Below are 17,188 nucleotides of genomic sequence, written 5' to 3'. Positions count from 1 at the left end.
TAACATAACGAACCACGTTACGCATTAATGAAACGTTACAATTTCTTGAAATCACACTTAAAATAATTTAAAAAAGGAGAATTACCTTCAATGAAACCTAATCTTGGCTTAATGGAAGCGCTCATGAGAATTGCCTGCGGAATGACGATATGTACAGTGGCTGGATCTTTATATGCTAGAAAACCTTGGAGTAAAATGCTGCTTATTGGCATCATGTTTGGCGGTATGAAATTGGGCTCTGGTATTCTTCGTTTTTGTCCAGTGACCTATATGTGTGAGCAGCAGTACACACATAAAGAGAAGGCTGAGTGAGACAGCCTTCTTTTTTTGTGCGCTCATCAATCAGCTGCTTCACACCATTTCACGATCGTGCCCGCAATAATTTCTGCTGCTTCGATGACATGCTCTATATCAATGGATTCATTCGGATAATGGGCAAGCTCCGTTGTTCCAGGTCCAAACACAATGATCGGGATACCTGCTGCCTGTGACAGTAATCCGCCATCTGTTCCCCAAGGGGCAGCTTCCACCTTTGGCGGATGCTTTAATACCTCTTCATATTGTTCCTTCAATAGACCTAAGAGCGGATGATCTGTATCAATTGACCCCGGGAGCCATCTTGCACCAAACCATTCGACCTCTACAGGATGTTCTTGGAACCATTCATCTTTCTCCCCAAGTCCCGCCATCCAATTCTCTAGTTCCTTCTCTGCCTGTTCCACCGTCTCACCCGGCATCACACCGAGTCTGCCTTCCATTGTGACAAGGTCTGCAACAGAAGACGGCCAATCACCGCCTTGAATTTTCCCAATGTTGATGGGGACCGGAATCGGGATATGCTGAAATAGTGGCTCCGTTATTCGATGATTTCTTTCTTCTTCTAGTGCTGCTATATGAGAAAGAACCAGGGTACTCTTTTCAATAGCGGAAACGCCGTGATACCTTGTTCCGCCGTGAGCCGCCCTTCCTTTAATATGCAGTCTGAACCACTTTGACCCTTGCTGAATCGGAAAGATTTTCATATGACTTGGTTCTGGAATGATCGCAGCATCTGCTGTGTATCCTTTCAGTATCGCTGCAAGTGTGCCTGCCCCGCCGCTTTCCTCTTCAACCACACTATGAAACACCACATCTCCTTTCAGCGGAATCTGAAGCGCATGCAGTGCCTCAAGGGCAAAGAGTAAAGAAACGTTCCCGCCTTTCATATCTGTTGCCCCGCGTCCATAAAGTCTCCCATTTATGATATGCCCGCTGTATGGCGGATATGTCCATTGTTTCGCATCTCCTTCTGGGACAACATCTACGTGCCCATTTAATAAAATGGATGTCCCATTGCCTTTTCCTTTCAATCGTCCAGCAACATTAGGACTTCCTTTAAAAGAACGGCGAGGGGAATAAAAATAAGGATGTTCCAGTAACTCCTCGCCGCCGATTTCCCAAACATCTACATCAAAGCCTATGGCCGACAGCTTATTGGCCACGATGTTTTGTACTTCCTGTTCATTTCCTTGTGTGCTCTCGCATTGCACCATTTGCTGAAGAAGTGTAATGGCTTCCTCCTGATGCTCTTTCATCCAGTTTCTGATACGTGTGATTGGCTGCAAGTTGGTCATCCTTTCTACACAACAGATTTGACATCAGGCGCTAATATTAAAGGAGCTTCTGTCGCCCTCATAACATCTTCCGGCTGAAACGGCGGCATGACTTCACGCAAAATGAGTAGCTGAGACTTAACCTCGATCACCGCCATATCGGTAATAATCAAATCGACACAAGATTTAGCGGTTAAGGGCAGTGTACAAGCCGATTTCACTTTAGATCGACCTTGTTTATCCAGATGGCTCATCACCACCACCACCTTTTTCGCTTTTTGCGCCAGTTCAATCGCTCCGCCCATACCAGGCACTCTTTTACCCGGTACAATCCAATTGGCAAGATCCCCCTGACTGCTTACTTCAAGTGCACCCAAAATCGTCATATCAAGCATCCCTTTTCGGATAATGCCAAAAGCCGTCGTGCTGTCCATGTAGGAGCCGCCTTTTATTAACGTAATGGGAAAACCGCCGGCATTGCACAAATTCGGATCTTCTTCCCCTTGCAGGGGCGAGGCTCCTGCCCCCATAATGCCGTTTTCTGCATGCAGCCACACCTCGTAATGTGCGGGGATGTAATCGGCCGCTAGGGTCGGGATGCCGATCCCAAGATTCACAATCATGCCATCTTCAATTTCCTGTGCCGCTCTTTTGGCAATGCAGTGTCTTAAATCGATGTCTCCCATGCCCATGTCCAGTTCACTCCTTTTGATTGCACGATCTGGTTCACAAATACGCCCGGCGTCACGATTTCTTCTGGATGAAGCTGTCCCACCGGCACAATCTTTTCTGCTTCCGCAATGGTCCAATCCCCTGCCATGGCGACAAGCGGGTTTGTATTTCGTGCACTTTTATCAAAAATCAGATTTCCCGCTTCATCCGCTTTATAGGCATTGACGATGGCAATATCCGCCGTGAGCGCAGGCTCAAAAATATAATTTTTCCCATTTAACGGAACCAATTGTTTCTCCTCAAGGTTCAGACTATCCATTCCGACATCTGTCACAATGCCCGCCAGCCCCATCCCGCCTGCTCTGATCTTTTCTGCAAGGATGCCCTGCGGGTAAAAAAGAACGTCTAATGTACCTGCCTGCATTTTCTGACCGGCAATCGGATTCGAACCAATATGAGAAGCGATGATTTTTTTGACTCTTCCTTCTGTGATAAGTCGGCCCACGCCAATTTGGGGAAAGCCTGCATCATTTCCGATCAATGTCAGATCTTGAATATTTGCTTCCAAAATGGCATCAATCAACGATGGTGGTGAACCCACGCCGCCAAATCCGCCAAACATGATGGTCATCCCATCTTTCAATCGCTTAACCACTTCATCAAAGCCCACCGTTTTGTTCATGTTCCTTCCTCCCCTACATAGCAGATGGGAAAAACCCTCGATTGATGACTTCTTGTTCGACCTGCGTGATGGTCTGCCCAAATATATAAATAAGTTCATCCATCTCCTGCTGCGTAATAGAAAGCGGCGGTGCAATCATGACAGCTGCGCCGCCCACTCCATCCTCTCCAGCGCTTGCGGGATACACGAGCAATCCGTTTTGCTTTGCCGTTTCAACGACAAGATTGGTCATCTGGGCATGTGCAGGAAATGGCGTTTTGGATAAACGATCTGCGACAAACTCAATGCCAATGAGCAATCCCTTCCCTCTCACATCTCCTATAATGGAATGTGTTAATTGCAGTTCTTTTAAAGCATTCATCAGGTATCGCCCAGAAAGATCAGCCCGTTCGGCCAGCTGATGTTTTTTCATATACCGAATGACCGCAAGTGAAACGGCTGCTGAAAGCGGATTGGCACTATATGTGTGGCCAGCCATCACAGAGCCTGAACCACTGAGAATCGGCGCAATCACATGATCCGCTGAAACGGCGGCCGCAATCGGTGAATAGCCTGCACTCATTCCTTTTCCGAGAACCATGATATCTGGTACGACACCCCAATGCTCCATCGCAAACATTTTCCCAGTTCGTCCAAAGCCTGTCATGACCTCATCTACAATCATTAAAATCTCGTTTTCTTCACAGACACGCTTCATCGCCTCGAAATATCCGTCTGGCGGAACAAGCGCCGCTCCCGCTGCTCCAACAATCGGTTCTGCAATGAATGCGGCAATCCTCTCTTTTCCTATACGCTGAATGACAGTCTTAAATTCCTGGACATACCACTCGACCTGCTTGCTTTCTTCTTTTGGCAGCCATGACCGGTAGTTATAGGGCGGAGACAGCACCGGGTGTTTTTCAAGCAGTGGTTCAAAGCGCTCTCTCCTCGCAATATGACCGGACATCGACAGTGCACCAAGTGTGATGCCGTGATAACTCATCCATCTTGATATGATGTGATTCTTTTCTGCCTTTCCCTGCTCCTGCCAATGCTGAATCGCCATTTTCATAGCTGTCTCCGTTGCCTCTGATCCGCTTCCTACAAAAAAAGACCAGTTCAGGTTACCTGGGCAAAGTGTACTCAATTCATACGCAAGTTCTTCCGCTGGTTCATTTGTAAATTGTGACCTGTACGTAAAGCTCACCTTTTTCGCTTGCTCGGTCATCGCTTCAATAATATCTGGTATGCCATGTCCAATACTTGCCGTGACTGCCCCCGATGAGCCGTCTATATATTTTTTTCCGTCCCGATCATATAAATAAATCCCCTCTCCTCTCACAGCCACAGGATATTGCTGATTCAACATCGGTTTGATTAGGTAATCCCGGGTCTCCACTTTGTCATTCCTCCCTCTCTTATCAGCAGCTGTCTCTTTCTTTTTACATGAATCGCAAGAAAATTTTGTATACTTGTTATAAGATTAGCTTAATCAAGAGGGCAGTCATCCTCCATTCGACACATGCCCGAATTTCACACGTGTTTTTTATACATGATGTATAAGAGTGTTCAAAAGGAGGTCATGAGTCTATGGCGATTCTCGTCAAAGATGCACTCTCGCTCGATATGATGAAAGAAACCAAACTGCTTGCTGGAGAAAATGGACTGGACCGCCTCATTCAGTGGGTAACCATTGTGGAGATTATCGAGGACACTTCCAGACTGTCCGAAGGGGAATTACTCGTCACAACCGGGTTTGGGCTTGCAGAAAATAAAGAAAGATGCGCTCGCCTTGAAGAATTGATTCAATCCCGTCGACTATCAGCCATTGCCATTTATAAGGGCGTCTACTTAACAGAGATTCCTGCCTCACTGATTAAGGCAGCCAAAAAAAGCGGCATTCCGCTCATTGAAATTCCGCCGCACGTCAATTTTTCAGACATTACAAAAGCCGTCCTAGAGCAAATCGTTAGCAGTCAGCTCCATCAACTCAAATATTCTTCAGCGATTCATCAAAGACTGACCCATTTAAATGTGAGCAATAAAAATGTCACGCAAATTACGGATGAACTGGCACATCTTACTGCGGCAAATATCGTCGTTCTTGATGTGTTTTTGCACCAAACAGCGGCTCATCTCGAAACAGATCACGTAACGTATTCTCCTGCTTTTGGCTTTCTAATAGATGACGAACCAATTGAAACAGCTCCACTTCTGAAGCAGGCAGAGGAGAAAGGGAGGCTCATCTATGACACATGCGGTGCGTTTGTTCTGGCTACGTGCCCCGTGATTGCAATGGGCGATATTTTCGGGTTTATTGTGGCTTTAAAGAAAAAGGAGATGTGGCATCATCTCGATGCGATTGCCATCGAGCATGCCGGGGCGGTGTATGCCATTGAATGGCTGAAACAAAAAGCCATTCAAGATACAGAAAACCAAATGCAGGGGCATTTATTAGATGATATGCTGCAGCAGCAATACACAGAAGAAAGCTATGTCATCGAACAAGCAAGAAAACTGCAATATGATATGAGCGAGGAACAGGTCGTCATCTACTTTCAATTTCAGCATCAGCACACGCAGCTCGATCACCAGATGGTGCAGCGCCTCTCTCAATTGCTTACATCCATTTTTGAACGCAGACATATCCCTTTTTTACTAAAGGCAAGGCTTGATTCCATTTTCGTCTTGACGCCTGCAGGGAAAAGCACGTATCAAGAAACAAATTGGTATCGTGCATCAGAAGAATGCCGCAGTACTTGGTCTTATTTTTTCCCCGTCCATCCCATTGTGATTGGCATTGGAAGAGCCTACGACCAGATCAGTCTCTTTGCTAAAAGTGCAAAAGAAGCCCAGTATGCAGCAAGGCTTCTTCCTCTTTTGAAAACAGATGACAGCATCATTCATTATCAGAAGCTCGGTCTATATGGGATGCTGCTTGAAATGAACGAAGCCGGAATGAATTTGCATGACTTTTATGTGGAGCTGTTAAGCCCTCTGCTTTATACGAAAAAACAAGGGGCTGACCTGATTCATACACTCGAAGTGTATTTGGCACACAATGAAAATATTCAAAAATCCGCGGGGGAATTGTTTATTCACCGGCATACGTTAAGCTACCGGTTGAAACAAATTGAAACGAGAACAGGCTGCAGCCTCAAATCCACTGATGATCGGATGAAGTTGCAGCTTAGTATCATGGCGTACCGCCTATCTGGTCTGCTTGATCAGATGAGAACCATTTCATGATTCATTTGGCGTTTTGACCCATAGATTCATATCTTCAATTTTGTCAAAAATATAGCAGTTGTTTTGAAAGCGTCCGGTATACGTATACCCAAGCTGATAAAACACTTGATTCATTCCATAGGACAGTGCACGTGCAAGAGAATAAAAGACATAAATGTGCATGGATTGAAGCTCTTTTTCGAGCGCTAGAATCAAATGATGCATGAATCCTAGTTTTCTGTATGTGGGAAGGGTTGCACAATCGGTTAATTCTGCATGACCATACGGTGCATTGATTTCAGCAGATGCCGCACTCACAATATGACCGTCATGTTCAACGGCATAAAAAACCGTCCCTTCCTCCATGACCTTTTGAATATAATCCGGCTTATTCATTGGCGTGGGGTACGTTTCAAAGACCGTATCATAGAGCTCTGCCAGCTTGTGAATGTCCTGCGTATCGGCTTTCCTTATCACATACTCATCCTGCCACACGCTCTGATCTTTTTTGATCGGCTTTTTTTGAATAGACGCAACAATTTCATCTTCCTTCAGCCAATAGGGGCTGTCCATCCGATCTTCAGTCAGAAAGAGCGACATGCCGTACGCATCACTTCCGAGAAAATAATGAGAAAACACCCCTTCAAGCCGAAAGCCTTTCTCTAAAAAAAGCGGCAGATGCTCACGCCTTACTTTTACAATGACCTTAGAAGCCTTGCAGTCCGCCGCTTCCTGAAGTACGGTCTGAATCACATCCCGCACCCTGCCGCTGTAATCATCTAAACGAATTCGCTCATTAAATCCATCCATACAGATCAAGGCAGAAAAACGCTCGTTTGCAAGTTTCTTCAATTGCACCATACACTCATTCCCCTCTTAGCTAATAAAAAACTTCCAAATTAAAAATGAAGAAATAGCAATGCCAGAAAAAATGGATAGGATCATATAACTAATGGCAAAGCCTTTTTTCAATTTATTCTGCTTAATGGCAATCAACATGATGTTATTTATTGTTATGAGAAATAAAATAAGTATAACGATCGCAAAGATGATAAATGCTTTGATTTCCATGTTTCCTCCGTATATCCATTCGTGATCGTATACTACTTCTTCATATTCCACCCGCATCCCTTCTCATGAACAGAAGAAGAAAAACACCTTTCCATCTCATCAGATAGAAAGGTGTTTTGATTAAACGGTTTTCCCCGCAGCCTTCAGCGCACGGGCGCCAATGTCACGGCGGTAAAATAAACCTGGTTGAATGATTTCTTCAACCGCTTCATACACTCTTGATCTTGCCGCTTCAAATGTGTCATCAAATGCGGTCACATTTGCTACACGTCCGCCATTTGTGACGAATTGACCGTTTTCCTTTTTTGTTCCTGCATGGAAGGTCACCACATCAGAAACGGTTGTTTGCAAAGCACCGATTGGCGTGCCTTTTGCGTAGTCCTCCGGGTATCCTTCTGAAGCAAGAACCACACTGACAGCGGCGGTGTCTTTCCACTGCAAGTCCACATCTTTTCCGTCTAGAATATCGAGGAATACTTGGACTAAATCTGATTCAAGACGAGGAAGCACAACCTGCGTTTCAGGGTCACCAAAACGTGCATTAAATTCAATGACCTTTGAGCCTTCTGGTGTCAGCATTAAGCCCGCATATAAAATACCGGTAAACGGACGTTCTTCCTGCACCATTGCACGAGCAGCCGGTTTGACGACGTCTTCCACCGCTTTTTGTACGACTTCATCTGAAATTTGTGGAACGGGTGAATAAGCACCCATACCGCCGGTGTTTGGTCCTTTGTCATCTTCAAATGCCCGTTTATGATCCTGTGCGATTACCATTGGATATACTTTTTCACCATTGACAAAGGCCATCAGTGAAAACTCTTCACCTGTTAAAAATTCTTCAATCACAACAGATGCACTCGCATCGCCAAACTTTTCATCCTCTAAAAAGTCATGCAGGCAGTTAATCGCCTCTTCAAGCGTCATTGCCACTGTCACGCCTTTTCCTGCGGCAAGCCCATCTGCTTTAATGACAATTGGGGCACCCTTTTCTTCCACATATGCCTTCGCTTCTTCAAACGATGTAAAAGTGGCGTAAGCGGCTGTCGGGATATCATAATTTTTCATTAAATCCTTAGCAAATTCCTTTGAGCCTTCAATGACTGCGGCTTTTGCATTCGGTCCAAATACTTTTAGACCTGCTTCTTCGAATGCATCGACGACACCTGCAATTAACGGAACCTCTGGGCCGACAATCGTTAAGCCGATATCGTTTTCTTTTGCAAAACGAATTAGCGCCTCATGATCTCCTTCGTCGATCGGTACAAGCTTCGCAGTGTCTGTCATTCCATCATTGCCGGGTGCGACAAATACTTGGCTGACAAGTTCACTTTGATTCACTTTCCATGCGATGGTATGCTCTCTTCCGCCTCTGCCGATAATTAATACGTTCACACTGTCATCCCCTTAATGTTTGAAATGTCTAACGCCAGTGAAGACCATGGCGATGCCGTATTCATCTGCTTTTTGGATCGATTCTTCATCACGAATGGAACCACCTGGCTGGATGATCGCTGTGACGCCTGCCTTTGCAGCAGCTTCCACTGTATCGCCCATTGGGAAGAACGCATCAGAACCCAGCGCACTTCCTTTTGCCTTTTCACCTGCTTGCTCAATGGCAATGTTAGCGGAGCCGACGCGGTTCATTTGACCAGCACCAATCCCTACGGTCATTTGATCCTTCGCTAGAACGATCGCATTTGATTTCACATGCTTAACGACTTTCCATGCGAGCTTTAAGTCTTTCCATTCGTCATCAGTTGGCTCTCTTTTCGTCGGGATCGAGATGGTCGCTTCATCTAAGCCATACGTGTCGATATCCTGAACGAGCAGTCCGCCATGAACACTCGTCAGCTGCTTTTCTTTTTTCTCAAGATCCGCATCGACATCAAGTGTTAAGAGACGAAGGTTCTTTTTCGCTGTTAGCACATCAAGTGCTTCTTGGCTGAACGATGGAGCAATGACAATTTCTAAGAAAATCGTATGCAGAACGTCAGCCGTTTGTTTGTCTACTTCACGGTTCAGCGCAACAATGCCGCCGAAAATAGACGTTTCATCTGCTTTAAATGCACGATCAAATGCTTCTGCAATGGTTTCTCCTGTACCAACACCACATGGGTTCATGTGCTTCACAGCCACAGCGGCCGGCTCTGAGAATTCACGTACAATTTGAAGAGCGGCATCTGCATCTTTGATATTGTTGTAGGAAAGCTCTTTTCCATGTAATTGTGTCGCTGTTGCGAGCGAGCCTTTGCTTGGAAGGGCATTTTCATAGAAAGTCGCCGCTTGGTGCGGGTTTTCTCCATAACGAAGGGATTGCTTTTTCTCAAATGTGACAGTGAACTGTTCTGGCTCTGTTTCACCAACATAGTTCGTTAAGTAATCCGCAATGAGGGCATCGTAAGCAGCCGTATGACGGAATACCTTTGCCGCCAGCTCACGTTTTTTCTCTAGCGGCACGCCGCCTTCTTTGATTTGCTGAATGACTGTATCATAATCTCGAGGGTCCACAATCACGGTGACGTCCTGATGGTTTTTTGAAGCGGCACGAAGCATGCCCGGCCCGCCAATATCAATGTTTTCAATCGCTTCTTCATATGTCACATCGTCTTTTGAGATTGTCTCTTTGAAAGGATATAGATTCACGACAACAAGATCAATCGGCTGAATGCCATGCTTTTCGATCTGTGCCATATGCTCATCGTTTTCTCTCACTGCTAACAATCCACCATGAATGTTCGGATGGAGTGTTTTGAGTCGTCCGTCCATGATTTCTGGGAATCCCGTCACTTCAGAAATTCCAATGACATCAATGCCGTTCTCTTGAAGAAGTTTGTGTGTACCTCCAGTTGAAATCACTTCAACGCCAAGTTCTGTTAATTCTTTCACAAAAGGTACAAGATTCTTTTTATCGGAAACACTGATTAATGCGCGTTTGATCGTCATGCCTTTGTCACCTCATTAAGATAATTCTAAAAGTGATTTGATCACTTTTGGATATAGTGTATGTTCTAATTCGTGCATTCTTTTTTCAATGGATTCAAGCTCTTCCCCATGTTCAATGTAAATCGCCGCTTGGTCAATAATCGGGCCGGTATCCATGCCTTCGTCGACATAATGAACTGTGATACCTGCCACTTTGACCCCTGCTTGATAGGCTTGCCCAATGGCATCAAGCCCCGGGAATGCTGGCAGTAAGGACGGGTGAATATTCACGATTTTCCCTCTGAATGCGTCAAGTAATGTCGGACCGATCAGTCTCATATACCCAGCAAGGAAAATCCATTCCACTTCATGCAGCTTCAGCTGTTCAATGATCGTTTGTTCAAAAGCCGCTTTACTAGGGAAAGCCTTCGGCGTAAAAGCAAAGGACGGAATCCCCTCTTTCTCTGCCCGCTCCAGCACCTTCGCACCCGGTTGATCACAGATCACAATGGCGGCCTCTGCCTGCCACTGTTCTTCCTTTAATGTATCCATAATGGCTTGAAAATTTGTCCCGCTTCCAGAGGCGAAGATTGCAAACTTCTTCATGAGAGACTTCCACCACCGAAAGTGACGCCTTCTCCCTTTTGAACTCGTCCGATGAGAAATGCTTTCTCTCCGTCTTGTTCAAGTCCGCTGATCACATCGACGAGATCATTCTCTTTGACTGCTAAAACAAAGCCGATACCCATATTAAACACGTTGAACATGTCTTCTGCTTTCAATTGTCCTTTTTCTTGAATAAAGGAGAAAATCGGCGGAACTGGCCATGAGCCATTATCAATTTCCACACCAAGTCCTTCAGGCAGCATACGTGGTAAATTCTCAATAAAGCCGCCGCCTGTCACATGTGCCATGCCGTCAATCTTGCCGGCTTTCACTTGTTTGAGGACTGGCTTTACATAAATTTTCGTCGGTTCAAGAAGCTCTTCTCCAAGCGGTCTTGTAAAAGGTTCATATGTTTGGTGAAGATCAAGACCAGCGTCTTCGAGCAATACTTTACGTACAAGAGAATAGCCATTGCTATGAATCCCACTTGAGCTGAGTCCAATGAGTAAATGCCCTTCTTTGATACTCTCTCCTGTCACGATTTCATCCTTTTCAACGACGCCTACAGAAAACCCAGCAATATCATATTCTTCTTCTGTGTAAAGACCCGGCATTTCTGCTGTCTCTCCGCCGACAAGCGCTGAACCAGACTGCTCGCATCCGTCAGCTACACCTTTGACGATGGATTCAATTTTCAAAGGATCTGCTTTTCCAACTGCTAAGTAATCTAAGAAAAAGAGCGGCTCTGCCCCTTGTGCAAGCACATCGTTCACACACATAGCAACAGCATCTACACCGATCGTATCGTGTTGATCCATTAAAAATGCCAGCTTTAATTTCGTACCAACACCATCTGTTCCTGAGACAAGAACGGGCTTTTTGTATGGCAGTTCAGATAAATCAAACATACCGCCAAATCCGCCTAGAGCCCCCATGACACCTGCTCTTTTTGTACGTTCTACGTGTGTTTTCATTCGTTTAACGGCTTCGTATCCTGCTTCGATGTCGACACCGGCGTTTTTATATGCTTCTGACATCCCATTCACTCCTTTTATCTGCTTGTCTTTCATGTATTTTCGGCAGAATGAAAGAGCAGCATATCAAATCACGTTGACTGCTGCTCCATTATTCGATTATTTCGTCAGGACTGTTTCCTTCACATGAGGAAGGACAGTATCTTCATAAATTTCGGTCGGGTATTTTCCAGTAAAGCATGCTAAACACTGACCACGCTGCGGATCATCATACTTTCTGCCAATCCCGTCCATTAAACCGTCTACAGATAAAAATGCAATGGTGTCTGCACCGATTTCCTGTCTAATTTCTTCTACTGAATGAGAGGAGGCGATGAGCTCTTCGTGTGTAGACGTATCAATTCCATAAAAACACGGATGAGCGATTGGCGGTGAACTAATGCGTACATGCACTTCCGTCGCTCCCGCTTCTCTTAGCATCGTCACAATCCGGCGGCTTGTTGTTCCGCGTACGATGGAATCATCCACCATCACGACACGTTTTCCTTCGACCACCCCGCGTACAGCAGATAGCTTCATTCGCACGCCCTGCTCACGCAATGATTGAGACGGCTGAATAAATGTCCGGCCGACATAACGGTTTTTAATTAAACCAAGCTCATATGGAATACCTGTCGCTTCGGCATATCCAATTGCGGCAGAAATACTCGAATCTGGCACCCCTGTCACAACATCTGCTTCCACATGCGCTTCTTCTGCAAGCTTTTTGCCAAGATTCTTTCTCGCACTATGCACATTGATGCCATTGATATTGCTGTCAGGTCTTGAGAAATAAATGTATTCCATGCTGCACATGCTACGGTTAATGTTCATCGAAAAGCGTTCTGACTTCAGCCCTTCGTCATTAATGATAAGCATTTCACCAGGCTCCACATCACGTAAATATGCGGCACCCACGACATCAAATGCACATGTTTCAGAAGCGACAACATAAGCGTCTCCAAGCATACCAAGTGAAAGTGGACGTAAGCCATTCGGATCAAGCGCCACAATCATTTCTGTTTCCGTCATGATTAAGAAAGCATATGCTCCTTTCAGCATAGACAGGGCATTTTTGATTTGATCCTTCAAATCAACATATCCGCTGCGCTTAATTAAGTGAGCCAGCACTTCGGTATCAGAGGATGTTTGAAAAATGCTTCCTTGGTTCTCTAGCTGCTGTTTTAATTGCGTTGCATTGACTAAGTTTCCATTATGAGCAAGGGCAAGACTGCCATTGTTTTGCGAGCGGAAGAAGAGGGGCTGCACATTTTCAAAGCCGCCTCCGCCTGCTGTCGCATACCGAACGTGTCCAATCGCACCTTTTCCCTTTAAATCCTTTAGCTCACCATTTTGGAACACTTCCGTAATCAGTCCAAGGCCTTTATGTGATGTCAGGTTTTCACCATCTGTTGCAATAATTCCCGCACCTTCTTGTCCTCGGTGCTGAAGGCTGTGCAATCCGTAATAGGTGATTTGAGGGGCTTCGTCGTGTCCCCAAACCCCAAAGACACCACACTCTTCGTTTAAGCCTCTGATTTCAGCAAGCATGGGATCGCTCCTTTCCATGCACGTTCAAGCTCGTTGACCGCTGCATGAATCCATTGTTGTCCTTCTTGATTTTTGACGGAAAACACACCATCATTTGTGACCGTTCCAACTTCTTTTGCATCTTTCACAGCCGCAGCAAATGCTTCACGGTTTTCTGGTTTAACAGTTACGACAAAACGTGACTGTGATTCACTGAATAATAATGCTGCGCTGTTTAGATCAATCTGGATATCAGCGCCAAGTCCCTTTGTTCCAAATGTACTCTCAGCTAGTGCTACACCAAGACCGCCTTCAGACACATCATGTGCTGACTGAACAAGTCCGTTTTGAATCGCTGCTAAAAGGGCTTCCTGACGCGCCAGTTCTACATCCAAATCAATTTCTGGTGCTTTTCCGTAGATACGGCCTTCAGTCATTTTTTGAAGCTCACTGCCTGCGAATTCTTCCTTCGTTTCACCAATGACGAAAATGACATCGCCTGCCTGCTGGAACGATTGAGTCGTAATATGAGCTGTATCTTCAACCAAACCAACCATTCCAATGACTGGTGTTGGGTAAATCGCTGTTCCATTTGATTCATTGTATAAAGAGACGTTCCCGCCGATCACCGGCGTGCTTAATGTGCGGCAAGCTTCACTAATGCCGTCAGCAGACTTTTCAATCTGCCAGAAAATTTCTGGTTTCTCCGGGTTACCGAAGTTTAGGTTATCTGTCACAGCAAGAGGACGAGCGCCTGAGCAGACAATGTTACGTGCTGCTTCTGCGACTGCAATCTTACCGCCGACCTCTGGATCAAGGTAGAGATAACGTGCGTTACAATCTGTTGTCATCGCAAGAGCTTTTTTCGTTCCACGAATTCTTAGAACACCCGCATCAGAGCCCGGTGCAACAACTGTATTTGTTCGAACCATATAGTCGTATTGATCGTAAACCCATTCTTTACTCGCAATTGTTGGCTGCTGAAGGAGCTGTTTTAAAGTATGTGCTGCATCTGTGATCTCAGGTGCTTCTACTTTTGTTTCTAAGAACTCACGATAGTATGCAGGTTCACTTGACGGCTTGTGATAAACTGGCGCTTCTTCTGCAAGGGCATCAACTGGAAGCTCACACACCACTTCACCTTGATGGAGTAAACGAAGCATTTTATCGTCTGTCACATGACCGACAGATACAGCTTCAAGATCATATTTTTTAAAGATATCAATGATTTCTTGCTCACGGCCTTTTTCAATGACCAAAAGCATTCTCTCTTGAGATTCAGACAGCATCATTTCGTATGCTGACATGCCTGTTTCACGCTGAGGGATCAGGTCTAGGTTCATCTCGATACCAGAGCCTGCTTTACTTGCCATTTCCGCACTTGAGCTAGTTAAACCAGCTGCTCCCATATCTTGAATACCTACGAGCGCATCATTTTTGATGACTTCAAGACACGCTTCAAGCAATAGCTTTTCCATGAACGGATCGCCCACTTGAACAGCTGAACGCTTTTCTTCTGATTCATCAGAAAATTCTTCAGAGGCAAATGTTGCGCCGTGAATTCCGTCACGTCCTGTCTTGGCCCCAACGTACATGACCGTATTGCCGACACCTTTGGCCTGCCCTTTTTTGATGTCCTCATGATTGATTAACCCTACGCACATCGCGTTAACGAGCGGGTTGCCTTCATAGCTTTCATCAAAATGAACTTCTCCGCCGACTGTTGGAATCCCAATACAGTTTCCATAGCCTGCGATCCCTGCCACTACTTCTTCAAACAAGTACTTCACGCGCGGTGAAGTCAGTTCACCAAAACGAAGAGAGTTTAATACAGCAATTGGACGCGCCCCCATGGAGAAAACATCACGGATAATCCCGCCGACACCTGTTGCCGCTCCTTGATACGGTTCAATTGCAGATGGATGGTTATGTGATTCGATTTTAAACACAACCGCTTGGTTGTCTCCAATATCAACGATTCCAGCGCCTTCCCCAGGACCTTGAAGAACATGCTCTCCTTTCGTCGGGAATTTGCTTAAAACAGGCTTTGAGTTTTTATAACTGCAATGCTCTGACCACATCACAGAAAAGATGCCTGTTTCTGTGTAGTTTGGCAGCCTACCAATAATGGATTCGATTAAAGCGAATTCTTCATCACTCAATCCCATTTGCTGATACAATTTCTCTTCTTTAATTTGCTTGTGACTTGGTTCAAGCAGTAGTGACATGAGTGTCCCTCCAATTTTTCACGATAGATTGAAACAATTTAAGTCCGTCTGCGCTGCCTAGTAATGAATCAACCGCGCGCTCAGGGTGCGGCATCATGCCGAGTACATTGCCCTGTTCATTCGTTACACCTGCAATGCGATTGACACTGCCGTTAATATCGTCTCCATAAGTGAAGGCGATTTGGCCTCGTTCAATCAGCTTCGCTAACGTGTCTTCATCACAGTAGAAGTTGCCTTCACCGTGTGCTACAGGAATCGTAATGGATTCGCCTTTTTGATAGCCGCTTGTAAATAGTGTTTCGTTGTTCTCTACAATGAGTTCAACTGGTCGACAAATAAATTTGAGGTCTTTATTGCGTCTCATCGCTCCTGGAAGAATGCCAAGCTCCTGAAGAATTTGGAACCCGTTACAAACACCAAGAACAGGTTTTCCTTCCGCAGCTGCTTTTTTCACAGCCGGCATGATGTTAGAAAAACGAGCAATCGCACCGCATCTTAAGTAATCCCCATAAGAGAAACCGCCTGGTACGAGTACAGCGTCAAATCCGTCAAGACTCGTTTCGTCGTGCCATACATATTCAACTTGTTCACCTAACTCATCTTGAATCGCATGGTACATGTCGATATCACAGTTAGAGCCAGGCAAGACGATCACTGCAAACTTCACTGTGCGACAACCTCCTCCACCTCATAGCGGTAATCTTCAATGACCGTGTTGGCAAGCAATTTTTCACACATTTCTTTGACCACTGTATCTAAATCACGATCTGATTTTTCAATGACAAGCTCCATGTATTTCCCGATACGGACATCCTTTACTTCCTGATAAGACATGCTGTGCAACGCGTGCTGCACGGCACTTCCCTGTGGATCAAGAACGCTCTCTTTTAAGCTGACAAAAATTTTCACTTTATACATGTTTATGGCCTCCAAGTCTTTTGAAAATTTCTTCGTATGCATTCGTTAAGCCGCCCAGGTTTCGTCTGAACACGTCTTTATCAAGCTTTTCGTTTGTGTCTTTGTCCCAAAGCCTGCACGTATCAGGTGAAATCTCATCAGCTAGCAAAATACGATTCTCGTGATCTATTCCGAATTCAAGCTTGAAATCAATTAAATTCACATGGCAATCTGAGAAGATTTGCTTCAATTCTTCATTCACTTGTCTTGTAATTTGTTTCATTTCCTCCACCTGTTCAGGTGTCGCTGCATGTAATATGCGAATATGATCTTCTGTAATGAGCGGATCGCCCAGTGCATCATCTTTGTAGTAAAACTCGATCAATGGTGTATCCAGCTTCGTTCCCTCTGGAATCCCAAGACGCTTTGACATACTGCCTGCTACAACGTTTCGCACAACCACTTCAAGCGGTACGATATCTACCTTTTGAATGAGCTGTTCTGTTTCAGAGAGGCGTTTCACAAAGTGATTGTTGATCCCTTTCTCATGTAGCATTTGAAAGATTAAGCTGGAAATTTCGTTGTTCAGTCTGCCTTTGCCTTCAATTTCCGCTTTCTTTTCACCGTTAAATGCTGTAGCTGAGTCTTTATATTCGACATATAAAATATGCTCGTCATCGGTCTGATAGATTTTTTTCGCTTTGCCTTCGTAGAGAAGTTCTTGTTTCACAGTCATTCAGATTGGCCTCCTAATTTGAATGTTGG

The 17,188-nt window shown here is 45.2% G+C and carries 17 protein-coding genes; 2 read left to right on the top strand and 15 right to left on the bottom strand.

Annotated elements, in window-relative coordinates; translation table 11 throughout:
• Positions 1-90 precede the first annotated feature (90 nt).
• A complete protein-coding gene (locus tag BA1_RS03495; RefSeq protein ID WP_008355790.1) occupies positions 91-312 on the top strand; it encodes a YgaP family membrane protein in 222 nt (73 codons plus the stop codon).
• Between the two features lie 26 nt (positions 313-338).
• Here BA1_RS03495 and BA1_RS03490 read toward each other — a convergent pair whose 3' ends face one another.
• Genes BA1_RS03490 through BA1_RS03475 form a run of 4 tightly spaced genes read right to left on the bottom strand, consistent with a single transcriptional unit; the run spans position 339 to position 4,324 of the window.
• Positions 339-1,604: a peptidase gene (locus BA1_RS03490; protein ID WP_008355788.1), complete on the bottom strand. Its 1,266-nt coding sequence runs from the start codon at positions 1,602-1,604 to the stop codon at positions 339-341.
• 14 nt (positions 1,605-1,618) lie between these two features.
• The gene (locus BA1_RS03485; RefSeq protein WP_008355786.1) at positions 1,619-2,284 is read right to left on the bottom strand and encodes a 3-oxoacid CoA-transferase subunit B; all 666 of its coding nucleotides are present in this window, start codon (positions 2,282-2,284) and stop codon (positions 1,619-1,621) included.
• Positions 2,260-2,946 (bottom strand): CoA transferase subunit A, encoded by a 687-nt coding sequence (locus BA1_RS03480; RefSeq protein WP_008355784.1) that lies wholly within the window; start codon positions 2,944-2,946, stop codon positions 2,260-2,262. Before BA1_RS03480 ends, BA1_RS03485 begins: the two co-directional genes overlap by 25 nt.
• A gap of 13 nt (positions 2,947-2,959) precedes the next feature.
• Positions 2,960-4,324, bottom strand: a complete 1,365-nt coding sequence (locus tag BA1_RS03475; protein WP_008355783.1) for an aspartate aminotransferase family protein — start codon at positions 4,322-4,324, stop codon at positions 2,960-2,962.
• Positions 4,325-4,515: 191 nt separating this feature from the next.
• Here BA1_RS03475 and BA1_RS03470 point away from each other — a divergent pair, with 191 nt between their 5' ends.
• The gene (locus BA1_RS03470; protein ID WP_008355780.1) at positions 4,516-6,174 is read left to right on the top strand and encodes a PucR family transcriptional regulator; all 1,659 of its coding nucleotides are present in this window, start codon (positions 4,516-4,518) and stop codon (positions 6,172-6,174) included.
• Here the strand turns inward: BA1_RS03470 and ablB are convergent.
• The 11 genes from ablB to purC all read right to left on the bottom strand — a co-directional run bounded on the left by ablB (position 6,169) and on the right by purC (position 17,159).
• Positions 6,169-7,014, bottom strand: a complete 846-nt coding sequence (gene ablB / locus BA1_RS03465; RefSeq protein ID WP_008355778.1) for a putative beta-lysine N-acetyltransferase — start codon at positions 7,012-7,014, stop codon at positions 6,169-6,171. The two genes, BA1_RS03470 and ablB, sit on opposite strands and share 6 nt — an antisense overlap.
• A 15-nt stretch (positions 7,015-7,029) precedes the next feature.
• Positions 7,030-7,281, bottom strand: a complete 252-nt coding sequence (locus BA1_RS03460; RefSeq protein WP_420196179.1) for a hypothetical protein — start codon at positions 7,279-7,281, stop codon at positions 7,030-7,032.
• A 63-nt stretch (positions 7,282-7,344) separates the two neighbouring features.
• Positions 7,345-8,619, bottom strand: a complete 1,275-nt coding sequence (purD, locus tag BA1_RS03455; RefSeq protein WP_008355773.1) for a phosphoribosylamine--glycine ligase — start codon at positions 8,617-8,619, stop codon at positions 7,345-7,347.
• A 12-nt stretch (positions 8,620-8,631) separates the two neighbouring features.
• Entirely contained in the window at positions 8,632-10,170 is a 1,539-nt protein-coding gene (gene purH, locus BA1_RS03450; protein WP_008355771.1) for a bifunctional phosphoribosylaminoimidazolecarboxamide formyltransferase/IMP cyclohydrolase, read from the bottom strand.
• A gap of 15 nt (positions 10,171-10,185) precedes the next feature.
• On the bottom strand, positions 10,186-10,755 hold the full coding sequence (gene purN, locus BA1_RS03445; protein WP_008355770.1) for a phosphoribosylglycinamide formyltransferase: 570 nt from the start codon (positions 10,753-10,755) through the stop codon (positions 10,186-10,188).
• Complete coding sequence (gene purM / locus BA1_RS03440) at positions 10,752-11,792, bottom strand: phosphoribosylformylglycinamidine cyclo-ligase (protein WP_008355767.1); 1,041 nt, start codon at positions 11,790-11,792, stop codon at positions 10,752-10,754. The genes purN and purM overlap by 4 nt, the downstream gene beginning before the upstream one ends.
• Positions 11,793-11,888: 96 nt before the next feature.
• Complete coding sequence (gene purF, locus BA1_RS03435) at positions 11,889-13,319, bottom strand: amidophosphoribosyltransferase (protein ID WP_008355765.1); 1,431 nt, start codon at positions 13,317-13,319, stop codon at positions 11,889-11,891.
• Positions 13,295-15,526 carry a phosphoribosylformylglycinamidine synthase subunit PurL gene (gene purL, locus BA1_RS03430; protein ID WP_008355763.1) on the bottom strand — a complete coding sequence of 744 codons (2,232 nt, stop codon included), beginning with the start codon at positions 15,524-15,526 and terminating at the stop codon, positions 13,295-13,297. Before purL ends, purF begins: the two co-directional genes overlap by 25 nt.
• Positions 15,510-16,193 (bottom strand): phosphoribosylformylglycinamidine synthase subunit PurQ, encoded by a 684-nt coding sequence (purQ, locus tag BA1_RS03425; protein WP_008355760.1) that lies wholly within the window; start codon positions 16,191-16,193, stop codon positions 15,510-15,512. Before purQ ends, purL begins: the two co-directional genes overlap by 17 nt.
• Positions 16,190-16,444 (bottom strand): phosphoribosylformylglycinamidine synthase subunit PurS, encoded by a 255-nt coding sequence (gene purS, locus BA1_RS03420; protein ID WP_003214349.1) that lies wholly within the window; start codon positions 16,442-16,444, stop codon positions 16,190-16,192. The genes purQ and purS overlap by 4 nt, the downstream gene beginning before the upstream one ends.
• Entirely contained in the window at positions 16,437-17,159 is a 723-nt protein-coding gene (gene purC / locus BA1_RS03415; protein WP_008355756.1) for a phosphoribosylaminoimidazolesuccinocarboxamide synthase, read from the bottom strand. Before purC ends, purS begins: the two co-directional genes overlap by 8 nt.
• Between the last annotated feature and the right edge of the window lie 29 nt (positions 17,160-17,188).

It is taken from the genome of Bacillus xiamenensis, from assembly GCF_000300535.1.
Lineage (GTDB): Bacteria > Bacillota > Bacilli > Bacillales > Bacillaceae > Bacillus > Bacillus xiamenensis.
Note: the sequence above shows the minus strand (reverse complement) of the source record. Positions and strands in the feature narration are given on the sequence as shown.

What these genes read in the sequence shown, in the direction of transcription:
- BA1_RS03495 (WP_008355790.1), top strand. Translation starts at nt 91, where the DNA reads ATGAAACCTAATCTTGGCTTAATGGAAGCGCTCATGAGAATTGCCTGC.
- BA1_RS03485 (WP_008355786.1), bottom strand. Translation starts at nt 2,284, where the DNA reads ATGGGCATGGGAGACATCGATTTAAGACACTGCATTGCCAAAAGAGCG.
- BA1_RS03480 (WP_008355784.1), bottom strand. Translation starts at nt 2,946, where the DNA reads ATGAACAAAACGGTGGGCTTTGATGAAGTGGTTAAGCGATTGAAAGAT.
- BA1_RS03470 (WP_008355780.1), top strand. Translation starts at nt 4,516, where the DNA reads ATGGCGATTCTCGTCAAAGATGCACTCTCGCTCGATATGATGAAAGAA.
- ablB (WP_008355778.1), bottom strand. Translation starts at nt 7,014, where the DNA reads ATGGTGCAATTGAAGAAACTTGCAAACGAGCGTTTTTCTGCCTTGATC.
- BA1_RS03460 (WP_420196179.1), bottom strand. Translation starts at nt 7,281, where the DNA reads ATGCGGGTGGAATATGAAGAAGTAGTATACGATCACGAATGGATATAC.
- purH (WP_008355771.1), bottom strand. Translation starts at nt 10,170, where the DNA reads ATGACGATCAAACGCGCATTAATCAGTGTTTCCGATAAAAAGAATCTT.
- purN (WP_008355770.1), bottom strand. Translation starts at nt 10,755, where the DNA reads ATGAAGAAGTTTGCAATCTTCGCCTCTGGAAGCGGGACAAATTTTCAA.
- purM (WP_008355767.1), bottom strand. Translation starts at nt 11,792, where the DNA reads ATGTCAGAAGCATATAAAAACGCCGGTGTCGACATCGAAGCAGGATAC.
- purF (WP_008355765.1), bottom strand. Translation starts at nt 13,319, where the DNA reads ATGCTTGCTGAAATCAGAGGCTTAAACGAAGAGTGTGGTGTCTTTGGG.
- purL (WP_008355763.1), bottom strand. Translation starts at nt 15,526, where the DNA reads ATGTCACTACTGCTTGAACCAAGTCACAAGCAAATTAAAGAAGAGAAA.
- purS (WP_003214349.1), bottom strand. Translation starts at nt 16,444, where the DNA reads ATGTATAAAGTGAAAATTTTTGTCAGCTTAAAAGAGAGCGTTCTTGAT.
- purC (WP_008355756.1), bottom strand. Translation starts at nt 17,159, where the DNA reads ATGACTGTGAAACAAGAACTTCTCTACGAAGGCAAAGCGAAAAAAATC.